Origin of the sequence: Nonomuraea sp. KM88 (genome assembly GCF_052245635.1) — a bacterium.
Taxonomy (GTDB): domain Bacteria; phylum Actinomycetota; class Actinomycetes; order Streptosporangiales; family Streptosporangiaceae; genus Nonomuraea.
This window is the reverse complement of sequence record NZ_JBQQCC010000001.1, coordinates 926542-951041: the sequence shown is the minus strand read 5'-3', so window position 1 is coordinate 951041 and position 24500 is coordinate 926542. Positions and strand designations below refer to the sequence as shown.

Here is a 24500-nt window from a genome sequence, read left to right as displayed (position 1 = left end):
CCCTTCGACGTGCGACAGGAGATCAAGTCCTCCTCACGATAGGCACGCCCCACTCTTAAATCAATATTTCCTACCAATTTTATTGGTAATTACGGGATGGAGGAGGTCGCGAGCCCGTGGGGTCGCAGGTCAGCCGGTGCGCCGGAGCCCTCGGGCCAGGGCGGCGGCCTCTCCCCGGGTGGTGACGCCGAGCTTGCCGAGGATGTTGGCCACGTGGAACTTGACGGTGTTCTCGCTGATGCCCAGCCGCTCGGCGATCGCGCGGTTGCGACGGCCCAGCGCCAACTCGTCGAGGACGTCGTGCTCCCTGGGGTTCAGCGCATCCAGCGGGGCCGCGGGCGGCCCGGCGGCGATCGGGACGGACGCGACGATCGTCGTGCCCCAGCCGGGAACCGGGTCGGCCTCCAGCACCCCGCCCAGCCCGGCCAGGCGGTCGCGGAGCCGGTGGACCGGCAGCGCGTCGGCGGCGATCGTGCCCGGCCCGTCGTCGCGCACCGTCACCCGCAGCACGAGATCCGCCACCTGCCAGGACACCCTGATCCGGCTCACCCCGCCCTGCTGGAGCATGGCCAGCACCGCGCCGAGCGCCACGGATCTGGCGGCGCGCGCCACCACCCCCGGCAGGGGACGGCCCGGCGGCTCGGGCGCCGCCAGATCGAGGGCGATGGCGTCGTACCGGGTGAGCAGCGACAGCTTGTCGGTGAGGATGCCGAACGCCTCGCCCGCGCGCTCCTCTCCTGCCTCCCGCTCGCCGCCGTTGCGCGTCTCGATCAGCGCGGGTACGGCCAGCTCGATGGCGGTACGGCGGGCCGCGGCGTCGTCGAGCCTGCGCGAGCGCAGCACCCCGAGCAGCGCGGTGAGCGTGGCGGCGTGCGCGTCGGCCAGGTCGGTGTCGGGGACCGCCGTGAACGCGCCGACGCGTTCGGCGCCGGTGACCAGGTCGGCGAGGTGCAGCACGGCGACCTCCACGAGCTGCTGGACGAGGCCGCGCACGGCGGGCGAGGGCTCGGCGTCGTCGCCGAGGACGATGGCGGCCATGCCACTTCGCGACTCGGGCGGCTTGACCGCGACCGCCAGCACCTGGCGCGGCTCACCGCCCAGCCGGAGCCGCCCGAGCCACGGCGTGCGCACGTCGACCCGGCCGAGCAGCGGCTCCATCTCATCGGCGGTCACCTCGTCGAGGCCGTGGGTCAGCAGCGGAGACATGAGCACGCAGTCGCCGGCGAGCAGGGCCAGCCCGTCATGCGGCAGCACGGTCGCCAGCACGCGTGACAACCGCGGCAGGATCTCGTCGAACGGCGCCCGCAGCACGTCCAGCACCGCGGACATGGCGCCCGACCACGACTCATCGGCCATGGCGTTCAGATTAGCCCGGCCGTCCGCGGTAACGGCCACCCGTTCGGGTGGGCGCGGACCACCCGAACGGCCGGTTCGCCCGGGACGGCCGCCGCGCCAGGCTGTCGGCATGAGGACTTTGAGGAGAACATGATGACTCTTGTGGCGGTGGCCTACCACAGCGGGTACGGGCACACGGCGCGGCTGGCCGAAGCGGTGCGCACCGGGGCGACGGCGGTGGCCGGCGTCAAGGCCGAGACGGTGCCGGTGAACGGCATCACGGAGGCGCAGTGGTCGATTCTCGACGCGGCCGACGCGATCGTCTTCGGCACGCCCACCTACATGGGCTCGGCCAGCCCCGACTTCCACACCTTCGCCCGCGACTCGGTCAGCCGCTGGCAGGACCAGGCGTGGGAGGGCAAGCTGGCGGCCGGGTTCACCAACTCCGGATCGATGAGCGGCGACAAGCTGCACACGCTCGAATACCTCGCCCTGCTGGCCGCGCAGCACGGCATGCTCTGGGTCGGCCTCGGCCTGAAGTCCGGATGGAACGCCGGCACCGCCTCCGAGCACGACCTCAACCGGCTCGGTGTCTGGCTCGGCGCGGCCGCCCAGTCCAACATCGACGAAGGGCCCGACCTGATGCACGACTCCGACCTGCGCACCGCCCAGCACCTCGGCGCCCGGGTCGCCGGGTACGCCGCCCTCCTCACCGCCGCGAAGGCGGCCTGAGCGGGCGGCGCGCCGCGGGTCACGTGTCGTACACGTGGTGGTGGACGGCCCGGGGCTCCTTCTCCAGCAGGAAGGCGTCGTCGAAGTCGTAATATTTCGCGACGGTGACGTCGTCGCCGGCGAAGGCCTTGATCGCCTCCTCCGAGTCCCAGAACGTCAGCATCTGGAAGTGCGCGACCTCGCCGTCCAGGCGATGCAGCACGTAGGCGCCCCGGTTGCCGGGGGTCGACCGGTAGTCGGGGAGCGCGACCTCCCGCATCAGCTTCAGGTAGTCGCCGGACTTCTCCGCCGGGGTGGCGCCGTTCCAGATGCGGGCGATCATGGGCTTCCCTTCCCGCTCACGCGTTCCTGCCGTACGGGTACACATTAGGGTTCGCCGGATCCGTCACCTTCGCCGGGTCCGTTCCGTCAAGGAAGGGAACGACCCTGATCGAAGGATGACGTGACCGTGGACGCTGACGAGTTCCTGGCCGGACGATTCGCAGAACACCGCACCCACCTGAAGGCGGTGGCGTACCGGATGCTCGGCTCTCTCACCGAGGCCGACGACGCGGTGCAGGAGGCGTGGCTGCGGCTCAGCCGTACGGACTCCGGCGCGATCGGCAACCTGGGCGGCTGGCTCACCACGGTGGTCGGCCGGGTCTGCCTGGACATGCTGCGCGCACGCGCCGCGCGCCGCGAGGCCCCTCTGGAGCAGCGGCTGCCCGATCCGGTCGTCAGCCCCGAGGACGGCGGCGACCCCGAGCAGGAGGCGCTGATCGCCGACGCCGTCGGCCTGGCGCTGCAGGTGGTGCTGGATTCGCTGCGTCCGGCGGAACGGCTGGCCTTCGTGCTGCACGACATGTTCGCGGTGCCGTTCGAGCAGATCGCCACGATCGTGGACCGCTCCCCCGACACGGCCAAGAAGCTGGCCAGCCGGGCCAGACAGCGCGTACGAGGGACGGTCCCGTCGCCCGACCGCGACCCCGTACGCCAGCGCCGGGTCGTCGACGCCTTCCTGGCGGCCGCTCGCGGCGGTGACTTCACCGCGCTGCTCGCCGTCCTGGATCCCGACGTGGTCCTGCGCATCGACGCGGGCGCCTTCGCCGAGGGCGGTTCGTGGACGATCAGCGGCGCCGCCGCGGTGGCCGGGCACGCCCCGAACTTCCAGCGGTTCACGACCACCCACACCGTGCAGCGCGTGCTGGTGAACGGGGCGGCCGGGCTGATCAGCAGCGAGGACGGCCGGCCGCGATCGGTTCTCGGCTTCACCATCGCCGACGGCAGGATCGCCGCGATCGACATCCTCTCCGACCCCGAACGTGTCGCGCGGCTCGACCTGGCCCTGCCGCGGGGCTGACGGGTGGAGTCCGGAACCACGCGGTGCCCCCACCGGCCCGGACGGTGCGCTACGCGGACGGGCCTCAGAGGGCCGGAGCCGGTGGGCCGGCTGCCGCGTCCGGTTCTCCTGATGGCTCTGAGCTGGTCATTTCTCGGAAAGACGGCACCCGGCGCAAGGGTGCGAACCGGGACATCGCAGTAGCGTCGGCGGCATGAAGATCGACGTGGTGCTGCCCTGCCTCAACGAGGCGGCGGCCCTCCCGTGGGTGCTCGGGCGGATGCCGCACGGCTTCCACCCGATCGTGGTCGACAACGGCTCGGCCGACGGTTCAGCGAAGATCGCCGCCGAGCTCGGCGCGACGGTGGTGAGCGAGCCGCGGACGGGGTTCGGCGCCGCCTGCCACGCCGGGCTCGCCGCCGCCACCTCGGACGTCGTGTGCTTCATGGACGCCGACGCGTCGCTGGATCCCGAGCAGCTGCCCCGGGTGAGCGGGCCCGTCATGGCCGGCGAGGCCGACCTCGTCCTCGGCCGCCGGGTCCGCCGGCCCGGCGCGTCGTGGCCGGCGCACGCCAGGCTGGGCAACGCCGTGCTGGCCAGGCGGTTGCGCCGCCGTACCGGTGCCCGGCTGCGCGACCTGGGGCCGATGCGCGCCTGCCGGCGCGTCGCGCTGCTCCGGCTGGGGATCGTCGACCGGCGCTTCGGCTACCCGCTGGAGATGGTCCTGCGCGCGGGGGCCGCGCGCTGGCGCATCGTCGAGGTCGATGTCGACTACCTGCCCCGCAACGGCCGGTCGAAGGTGACCGGCACCGTACGCGGCACCCTGCGGGCCATCGGCGACATGCGGCGGGTCATGACCCGCCAGGACGGAACCGCGTGAACCAGACTCAAATCGTCGTGATCGCCAAGGAGCCCGTGCCGGGGAAGGTCAAGACCCGGCTCGTCCCGCCGCTCACCTCCGAGGAGGCGGCCGCCGTGGCCGGGGCCGCGCTGGAGGACACGCTGCGCGCGGTCGCCCGGGCGCCCGCCGTACGCCGGGTGCTGGCCCTCGACGGCGCGCCCGGAACGTGGCTGCCCTCAGGATTCACCGTGCTCCCGCAGCGCGGCGGCGGCCTGGACGAGCGGCTGGCGGCGGCCTTCGAGGACGCGTACCGGCTGCTGCCCGTCCCCGTCGTGCTGATCGGCATGGACACCCCGCAGATCACCCCGGACCTGCTGGCCGAGGCCGTGGCCCTGCTCGACGGCCGCGACGCGGTGTTCGGCCCCGCGAACGACGGCGGCTTCTGGCTGCTCGGGCTGCGCGACCCCGACCCCGCGCTGCTGCTCGGCGTGCCCATGTCGGAGCCGGACACCGGAGAGGTGCAGCTGCGGCGGATGGAGGAGGCGGGGATGAGCGTCGCGTCTTTGCCGTGCCTGACCGACGTGGACACCATGGCGGACGCGGTCGAGGTGGCGGCGCTGGCCCCCCACTCCCGTTACGCCGCCGCGCTCGCCGGGACCGGGACGCGGTTGTGACCGGCGCCCGTGACCGGACGGTGGTGGTGACGGGCGCCGCCGGGTTCATCGGCAGTCACGTGGTGGCGGCGCTGGAGGCGTCAGGTCACGAGGTCGTGCCGCTCGACCTGCGCTCCGGCGGGGACGTACGCGACCCCGTACTGCTCGACCGGGTGCTGGCGGGCGCCGGCGCGGTCGTGCACCAGGCGGCCAGGGTCGGCCTCGGCGTGGACGTGGCCGACCTGCCCGGCTACGCCTCGACCAACGTGTACGGCACGGCCGTGCTGCTGGCCGCGATGGCCGCCCGCGACGTCAGGCGGCTGGTGCTGGCCTCCTCCATGGTGGTCTACGGCGAGGGCGCCTACGACTGCGCGCGGCACGGCCGGGTGCGGCCCGGCCCGCGCTCGGCCGAGGACCTGGCGCGGGGGTCGTTCGAGCCGTGCTGCCCCCGCTGCGGCGACCAGGTGCGCTGCTCCCCCATCGACGAGGACGCGCCGGTGGATCCGCGCAACGCCTACGCCACCACGAAGCTCGCGCAGGAACACCTCGCCGCGAACTGGGCGCGCGAGACCGGCGGCACCGCGGTCGCCCTCCGCTACCACAACGTGTACGGCCCCAGGATGCCCAGGGACACCCCCTACTCGGGGGTCGCGGCGATCTTCCGGTCGGCGCTGGAGGCCGGTCGTGCGCCCCGGGTGTTCGAGGACGGCGGGCAGACGCGCGACTTCGTCCACGTCCGCGACGTCGCCGGCGCCAACGTGGCCGCCCTCGCCGGTGGCCGGGCGGGGTGCCTGGCGGCGTACAACATCGCGAGCGGAGAGCCGCACACCGTCGGGGAGCTGGCCGGGGAGCTGGCGGCCCAGCGCGGCGGCCCCGAGCCGGTCACCACCGGGGAGTACCGGCTGGGCGACGTGCGCCACATCGTGGCCGCGCCGCACCGGGCCGCCGCGGAGCTCGGCTTCCGGGCTCGGATCCGTTTCGCGGAGGGCATGAAGGAGTTCGCCACCGCACCACTCGCCTGAGCCGGACCAACCCCCCACCACACCACTCCGCCCGAGCCGGACCACCACCGCCACCACACCACTCACCGGAGCGAGAGCGTCATGGCTTCCGCAGCCACTCGCTGGAGCCGGGCCACCGGCGTCACCGCGGCGCCTCGCCCTGCCCAGGAAGACCGGCTACGGTGTCGGGCCGGTGCAGGTGGCGAACCAGCGGCCGGCGACGGTCCACAGGTCGACGGTGGGGAAGCCGCAGCCTGCGGCGAGCGGGCCGATGTCGTCGGCGCAGACGGTCGCCCACCGGAACCACTCGCCGGTGCTGCCACCCTGGCGCAGCCGTACGCGGTCCACCGTGCTCCCCGAACCCGGCGCGCGCACCTCGGCGAGCACGGACCCGCCCGGCCTGACCAGCTGCCGCAGGCGCCGCAGCAGCGCCACGGGATCGCCGCCGATCCCGATGTTGCCGTCGGCCAGCAGTGCCTCGGCCCACAGCCCGGCGCAGGGAACGGGCTGGAAGACGCACCCGAGCAGGGCCAGGCCGCCCGCGCGCCGGGTCAGCTCGACCGCCAGGGGGGTGATGTCGATGCCGAGGGCGAAGACGCCCCTGCGGGCGAGCGCCGCGGTCAGCCGGCCGGCTCCAGAACCGACGTCCAGGGTGGGGCCGCCGCACCGGTCCAGCACGTCGTCGTCGCCGTCGATGGGCCGCAGCCAGCGTTCGGCGGCGAGCGGGCGGACGCGGCCGTCGGCGTACTCGACCTCGACGTACCGTCCTCGCAGGTTGTGCTCGTAGAACGCGCCGATCATGGCGCCCCGGCTCCCGCGGGGGATCGGATCCGTTTCCCCCGAGCGTCCGGCACGATGCCGCGCGCGTCCGGACGCGGGCCGGACGGACCCGGACGCGGGCTGGGTGGGCCGGTGCGCGTTCTCGGTCGCGCGGCCTCGTGACGTGGTGCCGCGGACGCGTCAGGCGCGCGGCCGGGCGGCGTATCCGGCACTCATCCCCCCGAATCCGATGTCGGATGCTGGTGTCCTTACCGGATATACCGTCTGTTATTCCTCGTTCACCCTGAGCATTCGCATGCGCGGGAAAAGCGTTGGCACGCGCGTTCGCCCCGTCGCTAGCGTGTCGCCGTGACGTACGAGAACCCCCTGGCCTACGTGCTCGGCCTCGAAGGCATGGCTCTGATGCGCTCCTTCACCGGCGAGCACGACCGCGCGTTCGTCGAGGCGCGCATCGCCGAGATCCGGCGCCTGCTGGACGATCCGGCACTGGCCGATGCCGCCGTCGACGTCGTCCGCGTCGACACCGTCGAGGGCTACCGGATCTGGTCCCGCACGTACGACGATCCCAACTCGGCCTTCTCCTACGACGAGCCGATCATCGAGGAGATCGTCGGCACGCTGCCGGCGGGCCTAGCCCTGGACGCCGCGTGCGGCACGGGCAGGTTCGCCGCGGCCCTGGCCGGTCGCGGCCACCGGGTCATCGGCGTCGACAGCTCCCCCGACATGCTCGCCCGCGCTCGCGAGCGGGTGCCGGAGGGCGACTTCCGGCTCGGCCCGCTCGACCGGTTGCCGGTCGATGACGCCTCCGTCGACCTGATCGTCTGTTCCCTGGCGCTCACCCATGTCCCCTCGCTGGATCCGGTGCTGGCCGAGTTCGCCAGGGTGCTGCGCCCGGGCGGGCACGTGGTGCTCTCCGACATCCACCCGGAGGGCGTGGCCCGCGGCATCATCCCGTCGTTGCGGCTGCCGGACGACCGGCCCGCCCGCGTGGCCACCTACCACCACCGGATCGGCGACTACGTACGCGCCGCGCTGGGGGCGGGGCTGGAGGTGCGCCGTTGCGAGGAGCCTCGGGAGCCCGGCGCCGAGGTTCCCGAACCGCAGGATCCGCCGAAGGAGCCGGGGACCCTGGGCCCCTGGGACCTGTGGCCGTGGGTCCTGGTCGACCACGCGCCCGAGGCGGCGCGGGCGGCCATCGACGGCGTCCCCGCCGTCGTCGTCTGGCACCTCCAGCGCCCGGCTCTTCGATCGTGAACACGTTCCTCACCGCCTGCTCGCGCGCGTAGGCGAGGAGGCCCGGCGGCCGGTGGCCGGGCGGTCCTCCGTCCGAGACCCCCCGTCCCGTCCACGACGGGACGGAGGGCCGAACCGTCGCACGCCTACGGCAGGCCGTCGAGCCCGCCGGCGAGGGAGCGCAGGGCCACGGGCGGAGGGCGTTCGCAGGTGCTCGCGGTGGTCACCGCCGTGCCGGAGCGCGCCGCGTCCAGCAGCGACTCCATGACGTCGAGCACGTGGAAGGCCAGCGATCCGCCCGCGCGCGGCTCCGCGCCGCCGGCCGCGTGGAGTCCGGCCGACGCGAGGTCCGCCAGTCCCACGCCGCGCCCGGCCTCGACGTAGCCGGCCGCCGCCGGCAGCTCCCGCCAGCCCTCCTCCCCCAGCACCGATGCCAGGACGGCGCCGTCGAAGTGGTTCGGGTCGGGTACGACGAGCGAGCCCTTCTCCCCGTGCACCTCGATGTTGGGTGACCTGGTCGCGACCCCGTCGAAGCTCATCACGAGCGTGGACAGCGCCCCTGACGCGTGCACGAGCACCCCGGTGACGTGGGTGTCGACGCTGACCGGGATCTCCTCGCCCTGCCGGGGGCCCGAGCCGATCGTGCGTTTGGCCCGGGTGCGCCCGGCGGCGCCGACGACGGTCGCGACCGGCCCGAGCAGCGTCACCAGGCAGGTGATGTAGTAGGGGCCCATGTCGAGCAGCGGGCCGCCGCCGGGGGCGTAGTAGAAGTCGGGGTTGGGGTGCCAGCGCTCGTGACCCGGCGTCATCATCGTCGCGGTGGCCGCGACGGGCCGCCCGATCAGGCCGTCGTCGATCGCCTTGCGCGCGGTCTGCGTGCCCGTCCCTAACACCGTGTCGGGCGCGCAGCCGACGCGCACCCCGGCCTCGCCGGCCGCCTGCAGCACCCGCGCCGCGTCGGCCACGTTCGCGGCCAGGGGCTTCTCGCAGTAGACGTCCTTGCCGGCGGCGATGGCCTGCAACGCGACCTCGGCATGGGCCGCCGGGACGGTCAGGTTGAGCACGACGTCGACGCGCGGGTCGGCCATCAGCCCGGCCACGCTCAGCACGTCGGTGCCGGGGTAGGGCCGTACCGCCTCCCGCGCCCTGTCGAGGTCGAGGTCGGCCACCGCGACCAGCCGCACCTGCGGCAGCCGTTCGATGGTGCGGAAATACTGGGCGGAGATCGCGCCGCACCCGACGACGCCCACGTTCACCGGCTCGCCCACACCATGCCCCTTTCGATGACGGTGCGTACGCTGTCGTGCTGGAGCACGTCGACGCTGTGCCCCGGGGTCGCGACGAAGATCCGGCCCTTCCCCCACCGGCGGGTCCAGATGGCGGGCGAGGTCACCTCGCGGTGCCACGGGTCCCACGGGCGCACCCGCTGCGTGGTCGTGGCCAGCACGTCGACGTAGTCGTCCGTCAGCACCCAGTACTGCTCGGTGACGAGGTCGAAGTCGGCGATGCCCTCGGTGATGGGGTGGCCGGCCGCCTCGGGCGACATGTTCACGGTGTACGGGACGAAGTAGTGCTCCTGCCTGCCCACGTCGTCGGCGTCCGGGCCCTTGCCCGGGTGGCAGGCGAACTGCCCGCCGACGAGGTGCAGGTAGTCGGATGAGTTACGGAAGGAGTCGGCGATGCCGCCGTGCCAGCCCGCCATCCCGGTGCCGGCGCGGATCGCGGCCTCCAGCCCCTGCAGCTCGGCCCGCTCGATCGTGCCCATGGTGTAGCACTGCACGACGAGGTCGACGCCGGACATGAACGCGGGGTCCGCGTACAGTGCGGGAGAGTCCGCCTTGACCACCTCGAATCCCTGCTTCTCCAGGAAGGGCACGAAGAGTTCCGTGGCCTCGACGGGGGCGTGCCCCTCCCAGCCTCCCCGCACCACAAGGGCCTTCCTGCCGTTCTCACCTGTCATGCCATCACCCATCGTTCTGTGGTCAACGACTCCGATGGTCGCATCCCGCCCCGCGTTCCAGGAGGCCGGGCCGGTGAAAGGATCGTGACCTCAGCTGAGCGAAAGGCACATGAGATGGCTCCGAACATCGCTACCGCACGCCGCGTCGAGCTGCCCGAGCTGCTCGACTTCCTCCGCCCCAGGCATCACGGCCTGCTGTCCACCACCCGCGCCGACGGGCGGCCGCAGCTCTCGCCGGTCTCCTGCGGCGTCGACGCGGGCGGCACGATCGTGGTCTCCACCTATCCCGACCGTGCCAAGGCGCGCAACGCCCGCCGTGACGAGCGGGCGTCGATCTGCGTGCTGTCCGACGACTGGAACGGCCCGTACGTCCAGGTGGACGGCCGCGCCGAGGTGCTCGACATACCGGAGGCCCTGGAGGCGCTGGTCGAGTACTACCGGTGCATCGCCGGCGAGCACCCCGACTGGGACGAGTACCGGGCGGCCATGCGGCGCCAGGACAAGTCGCTGATCCGCCTGCACATCGAGCGCTGGGGGCCCATCGCGACCGGCGGGTTCCCCGCGCGTCTGGTGTCCGGGGACTGAGACCCGGACGTCTCGACGATCGGGCGGCGGCACCGGCCGCCGCCGCCCGATCCCCTGAACACGGCGCTGAGCACGGCGCTGAGCACGGCGCTGAGCACGGCGCTGAGCGGCTGGGCGCGGCGCGCGAAGCCACGACCTCTCGTCGGAATGTCCGCGTAGGTCCCTTGACATCCGCAATTGGGCGAGTTAGCGTCCTCGAAACCTGGAATTAACGTTCACGTGAACGTTCATCCTCCCCAGGGAATTGTCGACGAGAAGGACGCCCCCTTGAGCGTGGACACCACCCGTGTTCCGGCCGACGACCTCCGGCGCGCGCTGATCGCAGCAGACCCCAAACTCTCCAAGTTCAACCCGCTCCCCCGCATACTCGCCTTCGACGAGTTCAATACAGGAACGCACGGCTGGTGCGAACTCATCGGAAACCACGACGGCCACGGAAATCTCGACACGGTCGACGTGCACATGCGCGACTTCCGCCCGCCGCAGCTCAGCGCGTGCGATTTCTTCGACATCGGCACGCACGCCGCGATGAGCGGGAATTACGCGCTCAAGGTAGCCACCCGGCCGGTGACCGGCCACACCGCGGTGGCGATCCGCCGGCTCACCATGGCCAGGCGCGGAGTGGTGCAGTTCGAGACGTACTTCACCTACAAGAGCGAGGCGGCCACCGCCGAGTCCTCGCTCGGCAACAGCTTCGGCGACATCGAGTGGGACGGCAACCTGCACCCGTCCGAGGCCCAGTTCGGGGCATTCACCGTGGCCACGGACCTGTGCGACGGCGAGGGCATCCGCTATCACTGCGTCGCCCGCTACCAGAACACCGACCTGGACCACAACTTCACCAGGCGCTGGATGTACCCCGTGGTGCCCGAGCCGACGCCCAGGGAGAACCTGCACAACCAGGAGAACCTCTCGCCCACCGAGGACTTCACCGCGCCGAACCCCGAGGACTGGCGCCCGCTCGACGAGGAGCCGCAGTTCCTCTGCTACAACGAGGTGCCGACCAAGGTCAACTGGCACTATCTGCGCTGGCAGTTCGACACCAGGACGCGGACGAACATCGAATTGCAGGTCAATGACCGGATCATGGACATGCGCCAGGTCCCGGTGCCGGCCTATCCCGACAAGTACGACGGCCTGGAGAACCTGCTCAATTTCTACGTGAGCGTGCGCACCCATTCTCCGGTACGCAACTTCCTTTTCCTTGATTCCGCACTGATTTCCGTGGATTGGTGAGCACCGGCATGAGGCACGCTCTTACCGCCGTTCTTGAACGCAACACCACTTTCACCGCAGATTTCGCGACCGAGCCGTACGAAGCGGGCTGGGCCGCGGAGGCGCGCTGGTTCGTCCGGACCCTGGCTCTGGAGGGCGACGCGCCCGCCCTGCGGCTGACCGCCCAGATCTCCCCCGACGGGCTGCACTGGTGCGACGACGACGGGAGCACCGAGCAGATCGCCACGGAACCCGGGCTGGTGTCCATGCGGGTGCGCGAGTTCGGCCACTGGTTGCGCCTGCGCGCCACGCTGACCGGCGGCGACCCGAAGGCCAAGGTCCTGATCTACCTGGCACTCAAGAGCTGAGAGGAGCTCGACATGACGGCAACGGAGGGAGTGGGCAGGCGGCGGTTCCTGGCCCTCCTGGGAGCCGGGGCCGCCGGCGCCTCCCTCCCCGCCCTCGTCACCGGGTGCGCCCCCGGCGGCAAGGGGACGGGACCCGCCGCAGGAGGGAACCGGCCGCTCAGCGCCGCGTTCTACCAGGCGATCAACGACCTGGACCCGCACGGCCCGAGCGCCGTGGACGAGGCGTCGCTGCTCGCCAACCGGCAGATCTACGACACGCTCGTCGCCTGGGACGGCGAGAAGGCGGCGCCGAGCCTGGCCACGTCGTGGCGCCAGCCCGACGAGACGACGTGGGAGTTCACCCTCCGCGACGGCGTCGTCTTCCACGACGGCGGCAAGCTGACCTCGGCCGACGTCAAGGCGTCGCTGGAGCGCCTGGCCGCCTCCGACGGCCCGCAGAAACCGCTGTGGTCCACGGTGGACACGATCAAGGCCCCCGGCCCCCGCACCATCACGATCACCACGAAGGAGCCCGCCGGCACCCTGCTGGTGAACCTGGCCCTCGCCTTCATCCTGCCGGCCGCCCAGATCGGCAAGGGCGACCTGTCGCGCAACGCGATCGGCAGCGGCCCCTTCGCCGTCGAGTCGTTCACCCCCTCGTCGCAGCTGCTGCTCAAGCCCGCGCCCGGCTACTGGGGCGGGGCGCCCAAGCTGGCCGGCCTGCGCCTGCCGTACATCCCCGAGTCCTCCACGCGCATGACGTCGCTGCAGAACGGCGAGGTGGACGTCACCTGGATCATCCCGCCCGACGAGCTCGGACGGCTGCGCGGCGTCGACGGCGTGAAGATCGAGAGCAAGCCGGGCGTCAACTACTTCCTCACCTGGTTCAACTGCGGCAGGAAACCCTTCTCCGACCCGCGCGTGCGCCGCGCGCTGCTCCACGCGCTCGACGTCAAGACCATCGTCTCCAGCCTGTACGGCGACGCCGCCGCCATCATGGACGCCCCGATCCCGTCCGCCGTCTTCGGTCACGCCCCCCAGAAGCCCTACGAATACGACCCCGACCTGGCCAGGCGCGAGCTGGCCGAGGCCGGTCACGGCTCCGGGATCCGCACCTCGATGATGTGGTTCAAGGACACCGGGCCCCTCGCCACCGAGCTGGCCCAGTCGATCATCTCGGCCTGGGCCAAGGTCGGCGTGGTCGTCGAGCCGCAGCAGATCGAGAAGGCGGCCTGGCTCAAGCGGCTCACGGCGCTCGACTGGGACATCGAGCTCCAGGTCAACACGGTGACCACCGGAGACGCCGACTACACCCTCGGCCGGCTCTACACCAGCGAGGCCAACCGCATGGGCTACGCGAACAAGGAGCTCGACGGCATCCTCGCCAAGGCCAAGGCCACCTCCGACCAGGACGAGCGCAAGTCGCTGTACGGCCGGGCATGCGAGATCATCTGGCGTGACGCGGTCGGCGTCTTCCCCGCGGCGCTGGCCGCCACGTACGGGCTGCGCTCCACCGTCGCGGGATTCGTCCCCGCGGCCAACAGCCAGCCCGAGTTCCGCACGGTGTCGGCCACCGGGTGACCCGTGCGAGACCAGACCCCAGCCCGGGAGCGCCATGCGTGAGGCACGCCGTACGACACTGAAGGACATCGCCGAGAGCCTCGGCGTCTCCGTGAACACCGTCTCCAGAGCCCTCGCCGACAAGGACAGCGTCGGCCTGGAGACGCGCAAGCGGGTGAAGGCCGAGGCCGAGCGGCTGGGCTACGTGCCCAACTCCACGGCCAGGTCGCTGGTCCTCGGCTCCGCGAGCACGCTCGGCATGGTGATCACCAATCCGTCCAACCCGTTCTACGCCCAGCTCATCAGCGGGATGGAGCAGCACTGCCGGCGGCACGGCTACTCCTTACTGCTGATGGCGACGGAGGAGAGCCTGGCCAACGAGCGGCGCGCGGCCGAGGAGCTGCTGCGGCGCGGCGTGGACGGGGTGCTCGTGGTGACGGTGCAGGAGGGGGCCGAGCACTGGCGGCGCTTCCGCGCGGCCGGCGTCCCGCTGGTTCTGATCAACCGTGACGTGCCCGAGCTGAACGCCGACCTGGTGGGCGTCGACCACGTGAAGGGCGGCTACGAGGCCGCCAGGCACGCCGTCGCCCAGGGCGCCAGGAAGATCTACTTCCTGGAGGAGGACCTGGGCGTCTCGGCGGTCGCCGACCGCGTCGAGGGTTACCGGCGGGCCATGGCCGACAGCGGCCTGCCCGTCGAACCCGACACCGTGATCAGGGTGCCGACCCGGCGGCTGGAGCAGAGCGCGATGCCGTGGGACCCGAGCGAGGCGTACCGGCTGGCCAGGGAGGTCGTGCGGTCCGCGCAGCGCCCGATGGCGTTCGTGGCCGGCAACGACTACTTCGCGCTCGGCGTCTACCGGGTCGCCGACGAGGCCGGGCTGCGGATCCCCGACGACATCCTGGTCGTCGGCTACGGCGGCCACCCGTTCGCCCCCTACGTGATCCCCTCGCTCACCACCGTGGAGCTGCCCGCCGCGGACATCGCCGTGTCCGCCGTCGACCGCATGTTGCGGCGGCTCGGCGCGGCGGCGGGGGCGCCGGAGCAGGTCCTGTTCCCGCCCCGGCTGGTCGTGCGGGCGTCGAGCGGCGGGGGCGGCACATGACCGCCTACCTCGGACGGCGGCTCGCCCAGGCGCTGCTCCAGATCTGGGGCGCGATCACGATCGTCTTCATCGCCCTGCGGGTGCTGCCCGGCGACCCGGCCGAGCTGATCCTCGGCAGCCAGGCCACGCCCGAGGCGCTGGAGGAGCTGCGCGGCAACCTCGGGCTCGACGAGCCCCTGCTCGTCCAGTACGCCACCCACATGCGGGACGTCGTCGCCCTCGACTTCGGCCACTCCTGGCGGCAGAGCGTCAGCGCCCTGGACGCCTGCCTGGAGCGCCTCGGCTCGACCCTGTCCCTGTCGGCGTGGGCGATGGTGATCACCATCGTGCTGGGCTTCGCGGCCGGTACGTTCGCCGCCCGCCGCGCGAACACCTGGGCCGACCACCTGGTCTCGGTGTCCTCGCTGGTCGGCCAGGCGCTGCCGCCGTTCTGGATCGGCATCATGCTCTCGCTCATCTTCGCGCGCTGGTTGCAGATCCTGCCCAGCACGGCCGACGGCACCATGGTCAGCCTGCTGCTGCCCGCGTTCACGCTGGCGCTGCCGTTCGTGGGCTGGCTGGGCCGGCTCGTACGCACCGGAATCCTCGAGGAGATGAACCAGGACTACGTCCGCACGGCCCACGCCAAGGGCATGAGCCCGCGGGTGGTCTTCTCCATCCACGTGCTGCGCAACACCCTGGTGCCGGTGGTGACCATGCTGGGCCTGCTCATGGGCTACTTCATCGCGAACGGCGTCATCGTCGAGGTGATCTTCGCCTGGCCCGGGATCGGGTCGCTGCTCATCGACTCGATCACCTTCCGCGACTACGCCGTGGTCGAGGCCGTCCTGACCGTGATCACGGTCTGCTACATCCTGCTCAACCTGCTGGTCGACGTGCTCTACGTGTATCTCGACCCCAGGATCCAGTTGGAGAACGCCTGATGACAGTGAACGTGCGAGGCGCGACGCTCGCCGGCCGGCTGGCCGCGCTGCCCCTGCGCGCGCACCTGGCGCTCGGGACCGTGCTGCTGTTCGTGCTGGCCGGCCTGCTCGGGCCGCTGCTGGCGCCGTACGACGCGGCCCGCACCAACCCGGTCGACCGGCTGCTGCCGCCGGGCGCCCGGCTGTCCGACGGCGCGACGGCGTGGCTCGGCACCGACCAGGTCGGGCAGGACCTCCTGGCCGAGGTGCTGGCCGGGATGCGCACCTCGCTGACCGTGGCGCTGGTGACCGTGGCCGTCGGCGGAACGGTCGGGCTGCTGCTCGGCATGCTCGCGGGCTACTTCGGCGGCTGGGCCGACGGGATCATCTCCAGGGTCGGCGACATCCAGCTCGCCTTCCCCAGCCTGCTGCTGGCCATCCTGCTGGCCGGGGTCCTGGGCCCCAGCATGGTGAACGTGATCATCGCCCTGGCGGTCACCAGATGGGTGATCTTCGCCAGGGTGGTGCGCGGCTCGGCGCTCGCCGTGCGCGACCGGGAGTTCGTCGACTCGGCGCGGGTGATGGGCGCCTCCCACGCCCGCATCCTCGCCGGCTACATCCTGCCGTCGTGCCTGCCGCCGCTGATGGTCGCGGCCACCGTGCAGGTCGGCCTGACCATGGTCGCCGAGGCGTCGCTGAGCTTCCTCGGCCTCGGCGTGCCCGCCGGGCAGGCGTCCTGGGGCTCGACGATCGCCGAAGGCCGCGACTACCTCGCCTCGGCCTGGTGGATCGCGGCCGTGCCGGGCGCCGCCCTGGCGCTCGTCGTGGTCAGCATCGGCGTCCTCGGCGACCTGCTGCGCGACGCCTCCGACCCGATGACGGAGCTGTGACGATGAGTGAAAGGGCGAACGGATCCGCAGCCCCGCTGCTGGAGGTCGAGAACCTGGCCGTGGAGTTCGACACGCCGGCGGGGCCGCTGCGGGCCGTGCGCGGGGTGTCCTTCGAGGTCGGCGAGTGCGAGACGCTCGCGATCGTCGGCGAGTCCGGCAGCGGCAAGAGCGTGACCGCGCAGGCCCTGATGGGGCTGGTGCCGCAGTCGGCGCGCATCGCGGGAGGGCGCGTCTCGATCGAGGGCCGCGACGTCGCCGGGCTGTCCGGCCGCGAGTGGCAGGCGCTGCGGGGCGAGCGCATCTCCATGATCTTCCAGGACCCGCTGAGCGCGCTGAACCCGTCGCTGACGGTGGGCTACCAGATCGCGGAGATGTTCCGCAGGCACCGCGGCACCGGCCGGGCGGAGGCCCGCCGCCGGGCGGCGGAGCTGATGGCGCAGGTGGGCATCCCCGATGCCGAGCGGCGGCTCGACGACCATCCGCACCGCTTCTCCGGCGGCATGCGGCAGCGGGTGATGATCGCGATGGCGCTGGCGCTCGACCCGCGGCTGCTCATCGCCGACGAGCCCACCACCGCGCTGGACGTGACCGTCCAGGCGCAGATCCTGCGGCTGCTGCGGCAGCGGCAGCGGGCCGAGCGGCTCGGCATGGTCCTCATCAGCCACGACCTCGGCGTGGTCGCGCGGGCGGCCGACCGGGTGGCCGTCATGTACGCGGGCCGCATCGTCGAGACCGGCACCGTGGCCGAGGTGTACGAGCGGCCCGCCCACCCGTACACGCTGGGCCTGATGCGGGCGGTGCCCGACCCCCGCGACCTCGGCGCCCCGCTGGAGGCGATCGACGGCCGGCCGCCCGACCTGGCCGCGCGGCCCGCCGGCTGCGCCTTCCACCCGCGCTGCCCGTTCGCCAGGGACGTCTGCCGCACCGACGACCCCGCCCCGCGCGAGCTCCGCGCTCGGCGTACCAGTGCCTGCCACTTCGCGGAGGAGGTGATCGCGCATGGCCGGGGCTGAACCCCTGCTGGAGCTGTCCGACCTGGTGACGAGCTACCGCCTGCGGCCGGGGATCGGCCGGCGCGGGGGCGAGGTGCGGGCCGTGGCCGGCGTGAGCCTGACCGTCGGCGCGGGCGAGACCGTCGGGCTGGTCGGCGAGTCCGGGTGCGGCAAGTCCACGATCGCGCGGACCATCGTCGGCCTGGTGCGCCCGTCCGGCGGCAGGGTCCTGTTCGACGGCCGCGACCTCGGCACCCTGCCCGCCAGGGAGCTGCGCAGGCTGCGCCGCGACATCCAGCTCGTCTTCCAGGACCCGTACGCCTCGCTGAACCCGCGCATGACCGTCGCCGCCCTCATCAAGGAGGCGTGGCGCATCCACCCCGGGCTGGTGCCGCGCGAGCGGTGGGACGAGGAGGTGCGCGCCCTGCTGGAGCGCGTCGGCCTGCGCCCCGAGCACGCCGGCCGCTACCCTCACCAGTTCTCGGGCGGGCAGCGCCAGCGCATCAGCATCGCCAGGGCGCTGGCCGTGCGGCCCCGGTTGATCGTCTGCGACGAGGCCGTGTCCGCGCTCGACGTCTCGGTGCGGGCGCAGATCCTCAACCTGCTGCAGGAGCTGCAGCGCGACCTGGGCGTGTCGTACCTGTTCATCTCGCACGACCTGGGCGTCGTCCGGCACCTGTGCGACCGGGTGGCGGTGATGTACCTGGGCAAGATCGTCGAGACCGGTTCCAAGGAGGACATCTACCGGAACCCGGCCCACCCGTACACGCAGGCCCTGCTGTCGGCGGCGCCCAGCCTGGACGACTGGCGGCCCGGCGGCGGGCGCGACGAGATCGTCCTGACCGGAGATGTTCCCTCACCGTTGCGCCCGCCGACAGGCTGCCGTTTCCGTACGCGCTGCTGGCAGGCCCAGGATCGATGCCGCGACGAGGAACCGGCGCTGGTCGAACGGGACACGGGTCACCCGGTCGCCTGCCACTTCCCCGGAGCGCTTCCGCCCCCCGCAACGACGGCGCCCGAGAGCGGCCGTCCCACAAAGGAGTGATCCATGCCAGGCACGTTCCTGCCCGCGCTCGCCACAGGCGCCCTGATGGCCACCACCGTGCTCGCGGGCGCGGGCCCGGCCGCCGCCTCCGCGAGCACCTGCGCGGACGCGCCCGCCACGCCGGTGACGACGGCGGCCGTCTTCAACGACCCGATGAGCGGGGACGGGACGGCGCTCGTCCAGAAGCTCTGCGGCCTCGTCAAGCAGACGCCCACGGGCGCCCGCATCCAGGTCGCCCACTTCGTCATGTCGGGCGCCGCGGGCACCGAGTTCGCCGACGAGCTCGTCAAGGCGCACCAGCGCGACGTGGACGTGCAGGTCGTCCTGGACGGCGACAGGCGCGGCGCGGCCGTCGCGGAGAAGCTGGCGGCGGCGCTGGGCACGGACACCTCGGCGCGCTCCTGGCTGCACGTGTGCACCGGCCCGCCCTCCGGCGGCACCGCCGCCTGCATCGGCAACAAGGGCCAGCACAACAAGTTCTACCTGTTCTCGCGCACCGGCCACGCCTCCGAGGTGGTGGTGCAGTCGTCGGCCAACCTGACCGACCTCAACTCCACCACGTACTGGAACAACGCGGTCGTCCTGCCCGGCAACCGGCGCCTGTACGACGCCTACGCCGGCTACTTCTCCGACCTCGCCGCGGAGCGCAAGAACCTCGACTACTACCGGGTCGTCCAGACCGGCGGGCCCGGCGGCTCCGTACGGGCCGGCTTCTTCCCCAAGGCGAGCGGCGACCCCGTCGTCGACGAGCTCGGCAAGGTGTCCTGCCGGGGCGGGACGACGATCAGGGTCGGCATGTCGGAGTGGGACGCCTACCGCGTGGCGATCCCGCGGCGGCTGCGTGACCTGGCGGCCCAGGGCTGCACGGTGCGGATCGTCTACGGGATCATGGACGACGAGGTCAAGGAGCTCCTGCTGGCCGAGCCGCGCGTCGAGGTGCGCGCCCTCGGCGACGGGGCCGCGCTGCCCGGCCGCGTGCACTCGAAATACCTGCTCGTCGAGGGCTCGTACGACGGCGACCGCCACGCCCGCCGGGTGTTCACCGGCAGCCACAACTACAACGAGACCTCGCTGCGCCGCAACGACGAGGTGCTGCTGCGGCTGAACAACCGGAAGGTCTACGAGCAGTACGTGGCGAACTTCGAGCGCATGCGCGAGGTGGCCGCGCCGGCGACCCAGCCGTAGCAGGACGCCCGTGGCGGGACGGGCGGCCCGTCTAGCCGCTGCGGCCCTCCAGGCCCGCGATCGCGATCGTGCCGGACGTGCCGCGCAGGCCGAAGCCGTGGCGGAAGCCCTCGCGGGCCTGCGGCGTGGCGAGGGTGCCGCCGATCGAGGCGGTGCGCAGCCGCCGCCACTCGCCGGGTGCGCCGCCCGTCGTGGACCCGCCGGCCGTTCCCGCCGTCCGGGCGAAGGAGGTGATGGTGTCGTCGGACAGCACCAGCGCCAACCGGTCGCCGGGCTCCAGGGTCAGCGCGGCGTCACCGGGCGTGTCGAGGAACCGGCCGCCGACCCGCACGTTGATGCCCGACTGCTTGCGGGTGTGGTTGTACCAGGCGGTCACGTAGTTGTCCTGGTCCTTCACCCAGCCGACGAACACGCTGTCCTCGGCGCTGCCGGTGCCGGCGAAGGAGCCGGCCGTCACCACGCTGATCGCGTCGGCCGACGACGGCCCCGCCGGTCCCGCGACCACGCCGAAGAACGGCCGCGCGCCGCTGCCCGCGAACCTGCCCCCGCCGACCGTGATCTCCGGCTCGGCCTCGCCGCCTTCCGGCCGGTGCACGGTGTAGCCCGCGGAGGTGTCGGTGGCGAACGTGTCCTCCACCTCGACCTTCGCGTACGCAGCCGGGTCGAGCTCCCGCTCCACGTGCGCGTACGCGCTCACCGCCCGCACCTGCCGGTCGTAGGTCGCGAAGGCCCGCACGGGGTGGACGTCGGGGCGCGGCCCCTCGCCGTCCGGCGGCGACACCCGCCAGCGCACCGCGAACTCGCCGCCCGGCCGCACCACGGGAGTCTCCGTCCTGCCGCGCGGCTCGGCGGACCAGCCGGGCGGCACGGCCAGCTCGACCTTCACCTTCGTGGCCGGCCTGCGGCCGTGGTTGGCGAACGTCGTGGTCACGGCGGCGGGCGTGCCCTGCCCGGTGACGGTCGCGTCGAGGCTGGTGTCGCCGGCGGCGGGCGACCACGCCTGCAGCTCGGTGACGCCGACGTACGCGCCGGGCTGCGGCACGAACACCAGCCGGATCGCGGTCGTGGTCAGCTCGGGGAACGTGACCCGGTTCAGCGCCGCGCCTGCGGGCCGCTCCGGCGTGCGCGCCTGGCCGGGCACCTCGCGCCACGCCCCGCCGTCAAGGAACTCCAGCCGGTACGACGCCGGCGCCCGCACCTCGCCGCCGTCGTCGTAGCTGTGGAACCGCACGTCGCTCACCCGGGTCGGCACGCCGAAGTCGACGCCGAGATGGTCCTCGGGGTTCGGCGAGCGGTGGTTCGTCCACCGGCTGTGCGGGATGTCGTCGTAGAAGATCCGCCCGTCCACGGCGTCCCACACGTTGTCGATGGCGCCCGTGTAGGAGGCGAACGGCTTGGGGTGGCCGGTGCCGTGCGGGTTCGCGGCGTCGTTGCTCGGGCGCTCGGCGCGGTCGGGAGCCGGGCCCGGCACGCGGGCGGCCAGCTCGCCGAGCCCTGGCCGGGTGGCGGCGAGCCTGCCGTCCACGTAGAGGCGCAGGCCCTTGCCCTGGCCGTACCTCGTGCCGTCGTGGTCCCACAGGACCGTCACGTTGTGCCCGTGGTAGGGCACGTTCTCCAGCGCGAAGTGCGTCCACCCCGCGGGGGCCAGCGGGTTGACCACGACCTTGCCGCCCGCCTGCGGGCGCAGCCCGATCAGGCCGCTGATCACCAGGTCGTTGAAGGTGGAGTGGTTGTAGTGCTCGCTGTGGCCCTTGCCGTCGTAGATCCAGCGCGGCTCGTCGGGGTGGTGCGCCTCCGCGACGTACGGGCGGCCGTCCTTGTACTGGGTGAGCGCGTACCCGCGCAGCAGGCGGTAGTAGTCGGCGGCGGTCACCACGTCCTGCTCGCGCCCGTTGAGCAGGTTGGCCAGCCCGGTCAGCGTGGTCGACGTCGAGTACGGCCAGCTCGGCCCGTTCCAGCGGCAGCAGCCGCTCAGCGCGTCCTTCATGAACAGCGGGCTGCGCCGCTCGGCCGTGGCCGGCCCGTACGGCGCGGCGAACCCCTGCGGGTCGAGCAGTTGCGCCCACGCCCGCTCGGTGCCGGGCCTGGCCATGCCGAACGCCCACGGCACGAACCCGATCTGCTCCCTGGTGGTCACCAGCTTCTGCTCGGGGTCCAGGTCGGCGCGGGCCTTGTGGTAGAAGAACCGCCGCTCCGGGTCCCACAGGTGGCGGTGCAGGGCGTCGCGCAGCGCGTCGGCCCGCCGCTCGAACGTCTCGGCCAGCGACCTGTCGCCGCGCATCCCGGCGATCGCCGCGATGGCCCTGGCGTCGCCGTACTGGTAGGCGTTCAGCGTCGGCCGGTAGCCCGCGCCGCCGTGATAGGGGTCCTCGGGGTCGGTCTCGTAGGAGGAGGCGGTGTACTCCATCGCGTCCCACACCGGCACCGACCAGTAGAGGCCGAGCCGCTCGTCGTACTGGCCGCCCCACTTGTCGTACTGGCGGACCAGGTCGGGCAGCAGGTTCTCGACGAAGGACGCGTCGCCGGTCACGAGGTAGCGCTGGTAGGCGGCGTCGGCCGCCCACCACGCGTACTGGTGGGCCCAGTCGTCGGTGTCCTCGTTGACGAAGTCCTCCTTCGGCTTGGGCCCTGCGCCGGGGCCCCGCAACCAGTAGGTGAGGTAGTCGTCGATCGGGCGGGGGTCGCGCAGCCAGCGGCCCTCGTACACGTGGTGGCCCGCGGCGGCGACGATGCCGCCCAGCGGCGCGGCGTAGCCGGGGGCGTTGTGGAACTCGGTGATGATGTGGCCGGTCGCGGAGTCGGTGTAGCGGATGTGCCGCTTGAAGGTGCTCCAGCGGTAGTAGTAGACGTCCTGGATCTCCTGGTCGGGCACGTCCAGGAAGGGGATGTTGGCTTCGTACCACTTGGGTTCGGCGAGGCCGGCCAGCAGCGCGCGGTGGTCGAGGAAGTCCGTGCCCCTGCCGACCTCGGGATACGTCGGCGAGGGCTCGGGGGCGGCGGCCGCCGGGGCGGGGATCAGGGCGTGCGGCGCGGCGAGCACCGCGAGCATCGCCAGCGCGGCGGCCGTGCGTCTCATGGTCACCTCGGGCGTTCTCGGGGGGTGACGGCGACCGGGCGGCACCCGGGCCCGCTCAGTTCCGGTCATCTGATCGACCGAACCTGACCGATATTGCTCAACTATTGACCACTCGCCGGCGATACGCAAGATTCGCCCGTCCGGGAAACCGCTGTCGTCGCCGTGGTGGCGCTCGGCGCGGTGGAGCAGGCGCCGATCCGTGCGGGCGGGCTCCCCGGCGTCAGCCGCTCCCCGGCGCCTCCGCCGGGGCCCCCGTGGGCACGCGGGAGGTGGCCGGGAAGGCGCCGGAGCGGCGGTGGCCGGGGAGGAACGCCGCGATCGCGAGCGCGACCAGTGCCGCGCCGCTGCCGATCGCCATGACCAGGCGGAAGCCGTTCTCGGACGGCGCGGTGAGCGCGCCGAAGGTGACCGTCAGCTGGGCCAGCACCACGCCCGCCACCGCGCTGGAGACGGACGTGCCGATGGAGCGCATCAGCGTGTTGAGGCTGTTGGCGGCCGCCGTCTCCGAGACGGGGACGGCGGCCATGATGAGCGCGGGCATGGCGCCGTACGCGATGCCGATGCCCGCGCCGATCACGGCGGAGACGAGCACGAGGTGCCAGATGGCGGACATCAGCACGACGCTCAGGCCGTAGCCGGCGGCGACCACGGCGGCGCCGAGCATCAGCGTCACCTTGGGGCCCCTGGCTCGGGACACGCGCGCCGACACCGGCGCCATGGCCATCATCACCAGGCCGGACGGCGCGAGCACCAGGCCCACGGCCAGCATCGTCTGCCCCAGGCCGTAGCCGGTGGCGACCGGCAGCTGCAGCACCTGCGGGAGCACCAGGGACATGGCGAACATCGCGAAGCCGAACACGGCGGAGGCGAGGTTGGTGAGCAGCACCTGGCGGCGCGCGGTGGCGCGCAGGTCGACCAGCGGCTGCCTGGTTCGCAGCTCCCACCATCCCCAGGCCGCGAACACCACGGCCGACGCGGCGAACAGGCCGATCGTCAGGCCGCCCGCCCATCCCCAGTCGGCGCCCTTGGAGATGGCCAGCAGCAGGCAGATCAGCCCGGCGGACAGGCCGGCGGCGCCGACCAGGTCGAATCGCCCTCCGCTGCGCACACTGGACTCGGGCACGAGCTTCACCACGAGCACGGCGGCGAGCACGCCGAAGCCGGCCGACGTCCAGAACAGCACGTGCCAGTCGGTGCTCTCCGCGAGCAGGGCGGCCGCGGGCAGGCCGAGCGCGCCGCCGACGCCCAGCGAGGCGCTCATCAGCGCGGTCGCGGAGCCGAGCCGCTCGGGTGGCAGCTCGTCGCGCATGATGCTGATGCCCAGCGCGATGACGCCGGCCGCCAGGCCCTGCAGGGCGCGTCCCACGACCATGGGGGCCAGCGTGTCGCTGAGGCCGCCGATGGCCGAGCCGGCCACCAGCAGGGCGAGGCTGACGAGGAGCATGCGGCGTTTGCCGTACATGTCTCCGAGCCGCCCCACCACCGGCGTCGCGACCGCGCCCGCGAGCAGGGTCGCGGTGATCACCCAGGTGGCGTCGGACGCGGTGGCACCCAGGAGCGCGGACAGCTGCGGGATCAACGGGATGATCAACGTCTGCATGAGCGCGACCACGATCCCGGCGAAGGCCAGCACCGCCACGACGACGGTGGGCCGGCGTGGCGGTGCGGCGGGCTCGGCAGGGACGTGGGGCATGTGGTGCCTCCGTGGGTGGCGAAACAGGACGGCGCGCCATCTTAAATCAGTC

General features: G+C 72.6%; 23 protein-coding genes. 16 read left to right on the top strand and 7 right to left on the bottom strand.

All coding sequences use genetic code 11. From position 1 onward, the window contains the following. Positions 1 to 129: 129 nt before the first annotated feature. Complete coding sequence (locus tag ACTWPV_RS04390; protein WP_443150678.1) at positions 130 to 1356, bottom strand: LuxR C-terminal-related transcriptional regulator; 1227 nt, start codon at positions 1354 to 1356, stop codon at positions 130 to 132. Positions 1357 to 1485: 129 nt separating this feature from the next. Here ACTWPV_RS04390 and ACTWPV_RS04385 point away from each other — a divergent pair, with 129 nt between their 5' ends. Continuing rightward, positions 1486 to 2067 (top strand): flavodoxin family protein, encoded by a 582-nt coding sequence (locus ACTWPV_RS04385; protein ID WP_443150677.1) that lies wholly within the window; start codon positions 1486 to 1488, stop codon positions 2065 to 2067. 19 nt (positions 2068 to 2086) lie between these two features. Here ACTWPV_RS04385 and ACTWPV_RS04380 read toward each other — a convergent pair whose 3' ends face one another. Next, complete coding sequence (locus ACTWPV_RS04380; RefSeq protein WP_347776586.1) at positions 2087 to 2389, bottom strand: antibiotic biosynthesis monooxygenase family protein; 303 nt, start codon at positions 2387 to 2389, stop codon at positions 2087 to 2089. 126 nt (positions 2390 to 2515) lie between these two features. On the opposite strand from ACTWPV_RS04380, the gene ACTWPV_RS04375 reads away from it, so the two are divergent. The 4 genes from ACTWPV_RS04375 (at position 2516) to ACTWPV_RS04360 (ending at position 5901) form a co-directional block, all read left to right on the top strand. Then, positions 2516 to 3406, top strand: coding sequence for a sigma-70 family RNA polymerase sigma factor (locus ACTWPV_RS04375; protein WP_443150891.1), 891 nt, complete (start codon positions 2516 to 2518; stop codon positions 3404 to 3406). Positions 3407 to 3599: 193 nt separating this feature from the next. Then, positions 3600 to 4265 carry a glycosyltransferase family 2 protein gene (locus ACTWPV_RS04370; protein WP_347776585.1) on the top strand — a complete coding sequence of 222 codons (666 nt, stop codon included), beginning with the start codon at positions 3600 to 3602 and terminating at the stop codon, positions 4263 to 4265. Further along, entirely contained in the window at positions 4262 to 4900 is a 639-nt protein-coding gene (locus ACTWPV_RS04365) for a TIGR04282 family arsenosugar biosynthesis glycosyltransferase (protein WP_443150676.1), read from the top strand. The genes ACTWPV_RS04370 and ACTWPV_RS04365 overlap by 4 nt, the downstream gene beginning before the upstream one ends. Continuing rightward, positions 4897 to 5901 carry an NAD-dependent epimerase/dehydratase family protein gene (locus tag ACTWPV_RS04360; protein ID WP_443150675.1) on the top strand — a complete coding sequence of 335 codons (1005 nt, stop codon included), beginning with the start codon at positions 4897 to 4899 and terminating at the stop codon, positions 5899 to 5901. Before ACTWPV_RS04365 ends, ACTWPV_RS04360 begins: the two co-directional genes overlap by 4 nt. A gap of 156 nt (positions 5902 to 6057) precedes the next feature. Here ACTWPV_RS04360 and ACTWPV_RS04355 read toward each other — a convergent pair whose 3' ends face one another. Further along, on the bottom strand, positions 6058 to 6681 hold the full coding sequence (locus ACTWPV_RS04355; protein WP_443150674.1) for a methyltransferase domain-containing protein: 624 nt from the start codon (positions 6679 to 6681) through the stop codon (positions 6058 to 6060). Positions 6682 to 7008: 327 nt separating this feature from the next. On the opposite strand from ACTWPV_RS04355, the gene ACTWPV_RS04350 reads away from it, so the two are divergent. Continuing rightward, entirely contained in the window at positions 7009 to 7914 is a 906-nt protein-coding gene (locus ACTWPV_RS04350) for a class I SAM-dependent methyltransferase (RefSeq protein ID WP_443150673.1), read from the top strand. Between the two features lie 125 nt (positions 7915 to 8039). Here the strand turns inward: ACTWPV_RS04350 and ACTWPV_RS04345 are convergent, their stop codons facing one another. Together ACTWPV_RS04345 and ACTWPV_RS04340 are read right to left on the bottom strand one after the other, a co-directional pair. After that, positions 8040 to 9161: a Gfo/Idh/MocA family protein gene (locus tag ACTWPV_RS04345; protein WP_443150672.1), complete on the bottom strand. Its 1122-nt coding sequence runs from the start codon at positions 9159 to 9161 to the stop codon at positions 8040 to 8042. Further along, complete coding sequence (locus tag ACTWPV_RS04340) at positions 9146 to 9853, bottom strand: ThuA domain-containing protein (protein ID WP_443150671.1); 708 nt, start codon at positions 9851 to 9853, stop codon at positions 9146 to 9148. The genes ACTWPV_RS04345 and ACTWPV_RS04340 overlap by 16 nt, the downstream gene beginning before the upstream one ends. A 114-nt stretch (positions 9854 to 9967) precedes the next feature. Between ACTWPV_RS04340 and ACTWPV_RS04335 the strand changes: the two genes are divergently transcribed. The 10 genes from ACTWPV_RS04335 (at position 9968) to ACTWPV_RS04290 (ending at position 19679) form a co-directional block, all read left to right on the top strand. Beyond that, positions 9968 to 10438 (top strand): PPOX class F420-dependent oxidoreductase, encoded by a 471-nt coding sequence (locus tag ACTWPV_RS04335; protein WP_443150670.1) that lies wholly within the window; start codon positions 9968 to 9970, stop codon positions 10436 to 10438. A 273-nt stretch (positions 10439 to 10711) separates the two neighbouring features. Continuing rightward, on the top strand, positions 10712 to 11674 hold the full coding sequence (locus tag ACTWPV_RS04330) for a DUF6772 family protein (protein ID WP_347643122.1): 963 nt from the start codon (positions 10712 to 10714) through the stop codon (positions 11672 to 11674). 8 nt (positions 11675 to 11682) lie between these two features. Next, positions 11683 to 12021 (top strand): hypothetical protein, encoded by a 339-nt coding sequence (locus tag ACTWPV_RS04325; protein ID WP_347642205.1) that lies wholly within the window; start codon positions 11683 to 11685, stop codon positions 12019 to 12021. Positions 12022 to 12033: 12 nt separating this feature from the next. Then, the gene (locus tag ACTWPV_RS04320) at positions 12034 to 13581 is read left to right on the top strand and encodes an ABC transporter substrate-binding protein (protein ID WP_443150669.1); all 1548 of its coding nucleotides are present in this window, start codon (positions 12034 to 12036) and stop codon (positions 13579 to 13581) included. A gap of 34 nt (positions 13582 to 13615) precedes the next feature. Then, complete coding sequence (locus ACTWPV_RS04315; protein ID WP_347642203.1) at positions 13616 to 14665, top strand: LacI family DNA-binding transcriptional regulator; 1050 nt, start codon at positions 13616 to 13618, stop codon at positions 14663 to 14665. Continuing rightward, complete coding sequence (locus ACTWPV_RS04310) at positions 14662 to 15588, top strand: ABC transporter permease (protein ID WP_347642202.1); 927 nt, start codon at positions 14662 to 14664, stop codon at positions 15586 to 15588. The genes ACTWPV_RS04315 and ACTWPV_RS04310 overlap by 4 nt, the downstream gene beginning before the upstream one ends. Continuing rightward, a complete protein-coding gene (locus ACTWPV_RS04305; protein ID WP_443150668.1) occupies positions 15588 to 16457 on the top strand; it encodes an ABC transporter permease in 870 nt (289 codons plus the stop codon). Before ACTWPV_RS04310 ends, ACTWPV_RS04305 begins: the two co-directional genes overlap by 1 nt. 2 nt (positions 16458 to 16459) lie before the next feature. Continuing rightward, positions 16460 to 17470 carry an ABC transporter ATP-binding protein gene (locus tag ACTWPV_RS04300; protein WP_443150667.1) on the top strand — a complete coding sequence of 337 codons (1011 nt, stop codon included), beginning with the start codon at positions 16460 to 16462 and terminating at the stop codon, positions 17468 to 17470. Further along, complete coding sequence (locus ACTWPV_RS04295) at positions 17457 to 18494, top strand: ABC transporter ATP-binding protein (protein ID WP_443150666.1); 1038 nt, start codon at positions 17457 to 17459, stop codon at positions 18492 to 18494. Before ACTWPV_RS04300 ends, ACTWPV_RS04295 begins: the two co-directional genes overlap by 14 nt. 3 nt (positions 18495 to 18497) lie before the next feature. Then, positions 18498 to 19679, top strand: a complete 1182-nt coding sequence (locus ACTWPV_RS04290; RefSeq protein ID WP_443150665.1) for a phospholipase D-like domain-containing protein — start codon at positions 18498 to 18500, stop codon at positions 19677 to 19679. A gap of 31 nt (positions 19680 to 19710) precedes the next feature. On the opposite strand, the gene ACTWPV_RS04285 is transcribed toward ACTWPV_RS04290, so the two are convergent. Together ACTWPV_RS04285 and ACTWPV_RS04280 are read right to left on the bottom strand one after the other, a co-directional pair. Further along, the gene (locus tag ACTWPV_RS04285) at positions 19711 to 22755 is read right to left on the bottom strand and encodes an MGH1-like glycoside hydrolase domain-containing protein (protein WP_443150664.1); all 3045 of its coding nucleotides are present in this window, start codon (positions 22753 to 22755) and stop codon (positions 19711 to 19713) included. Between the two features lie 220 nt (positions 22756 to 22975). Further along, positions 22976 to 24448: an MFS transporter gene (locus ACTWPV_RS04280; protein ID WP_443150663.1), complete on the bottom strand. Its 1473-nt coding sequence runs from the start codon at positions 24446 to 24448 to the stop codon at positions 22976 to 22978. Between the last annotated feature and the right edge of the window lie 52 nt (positions 24449 to 24500).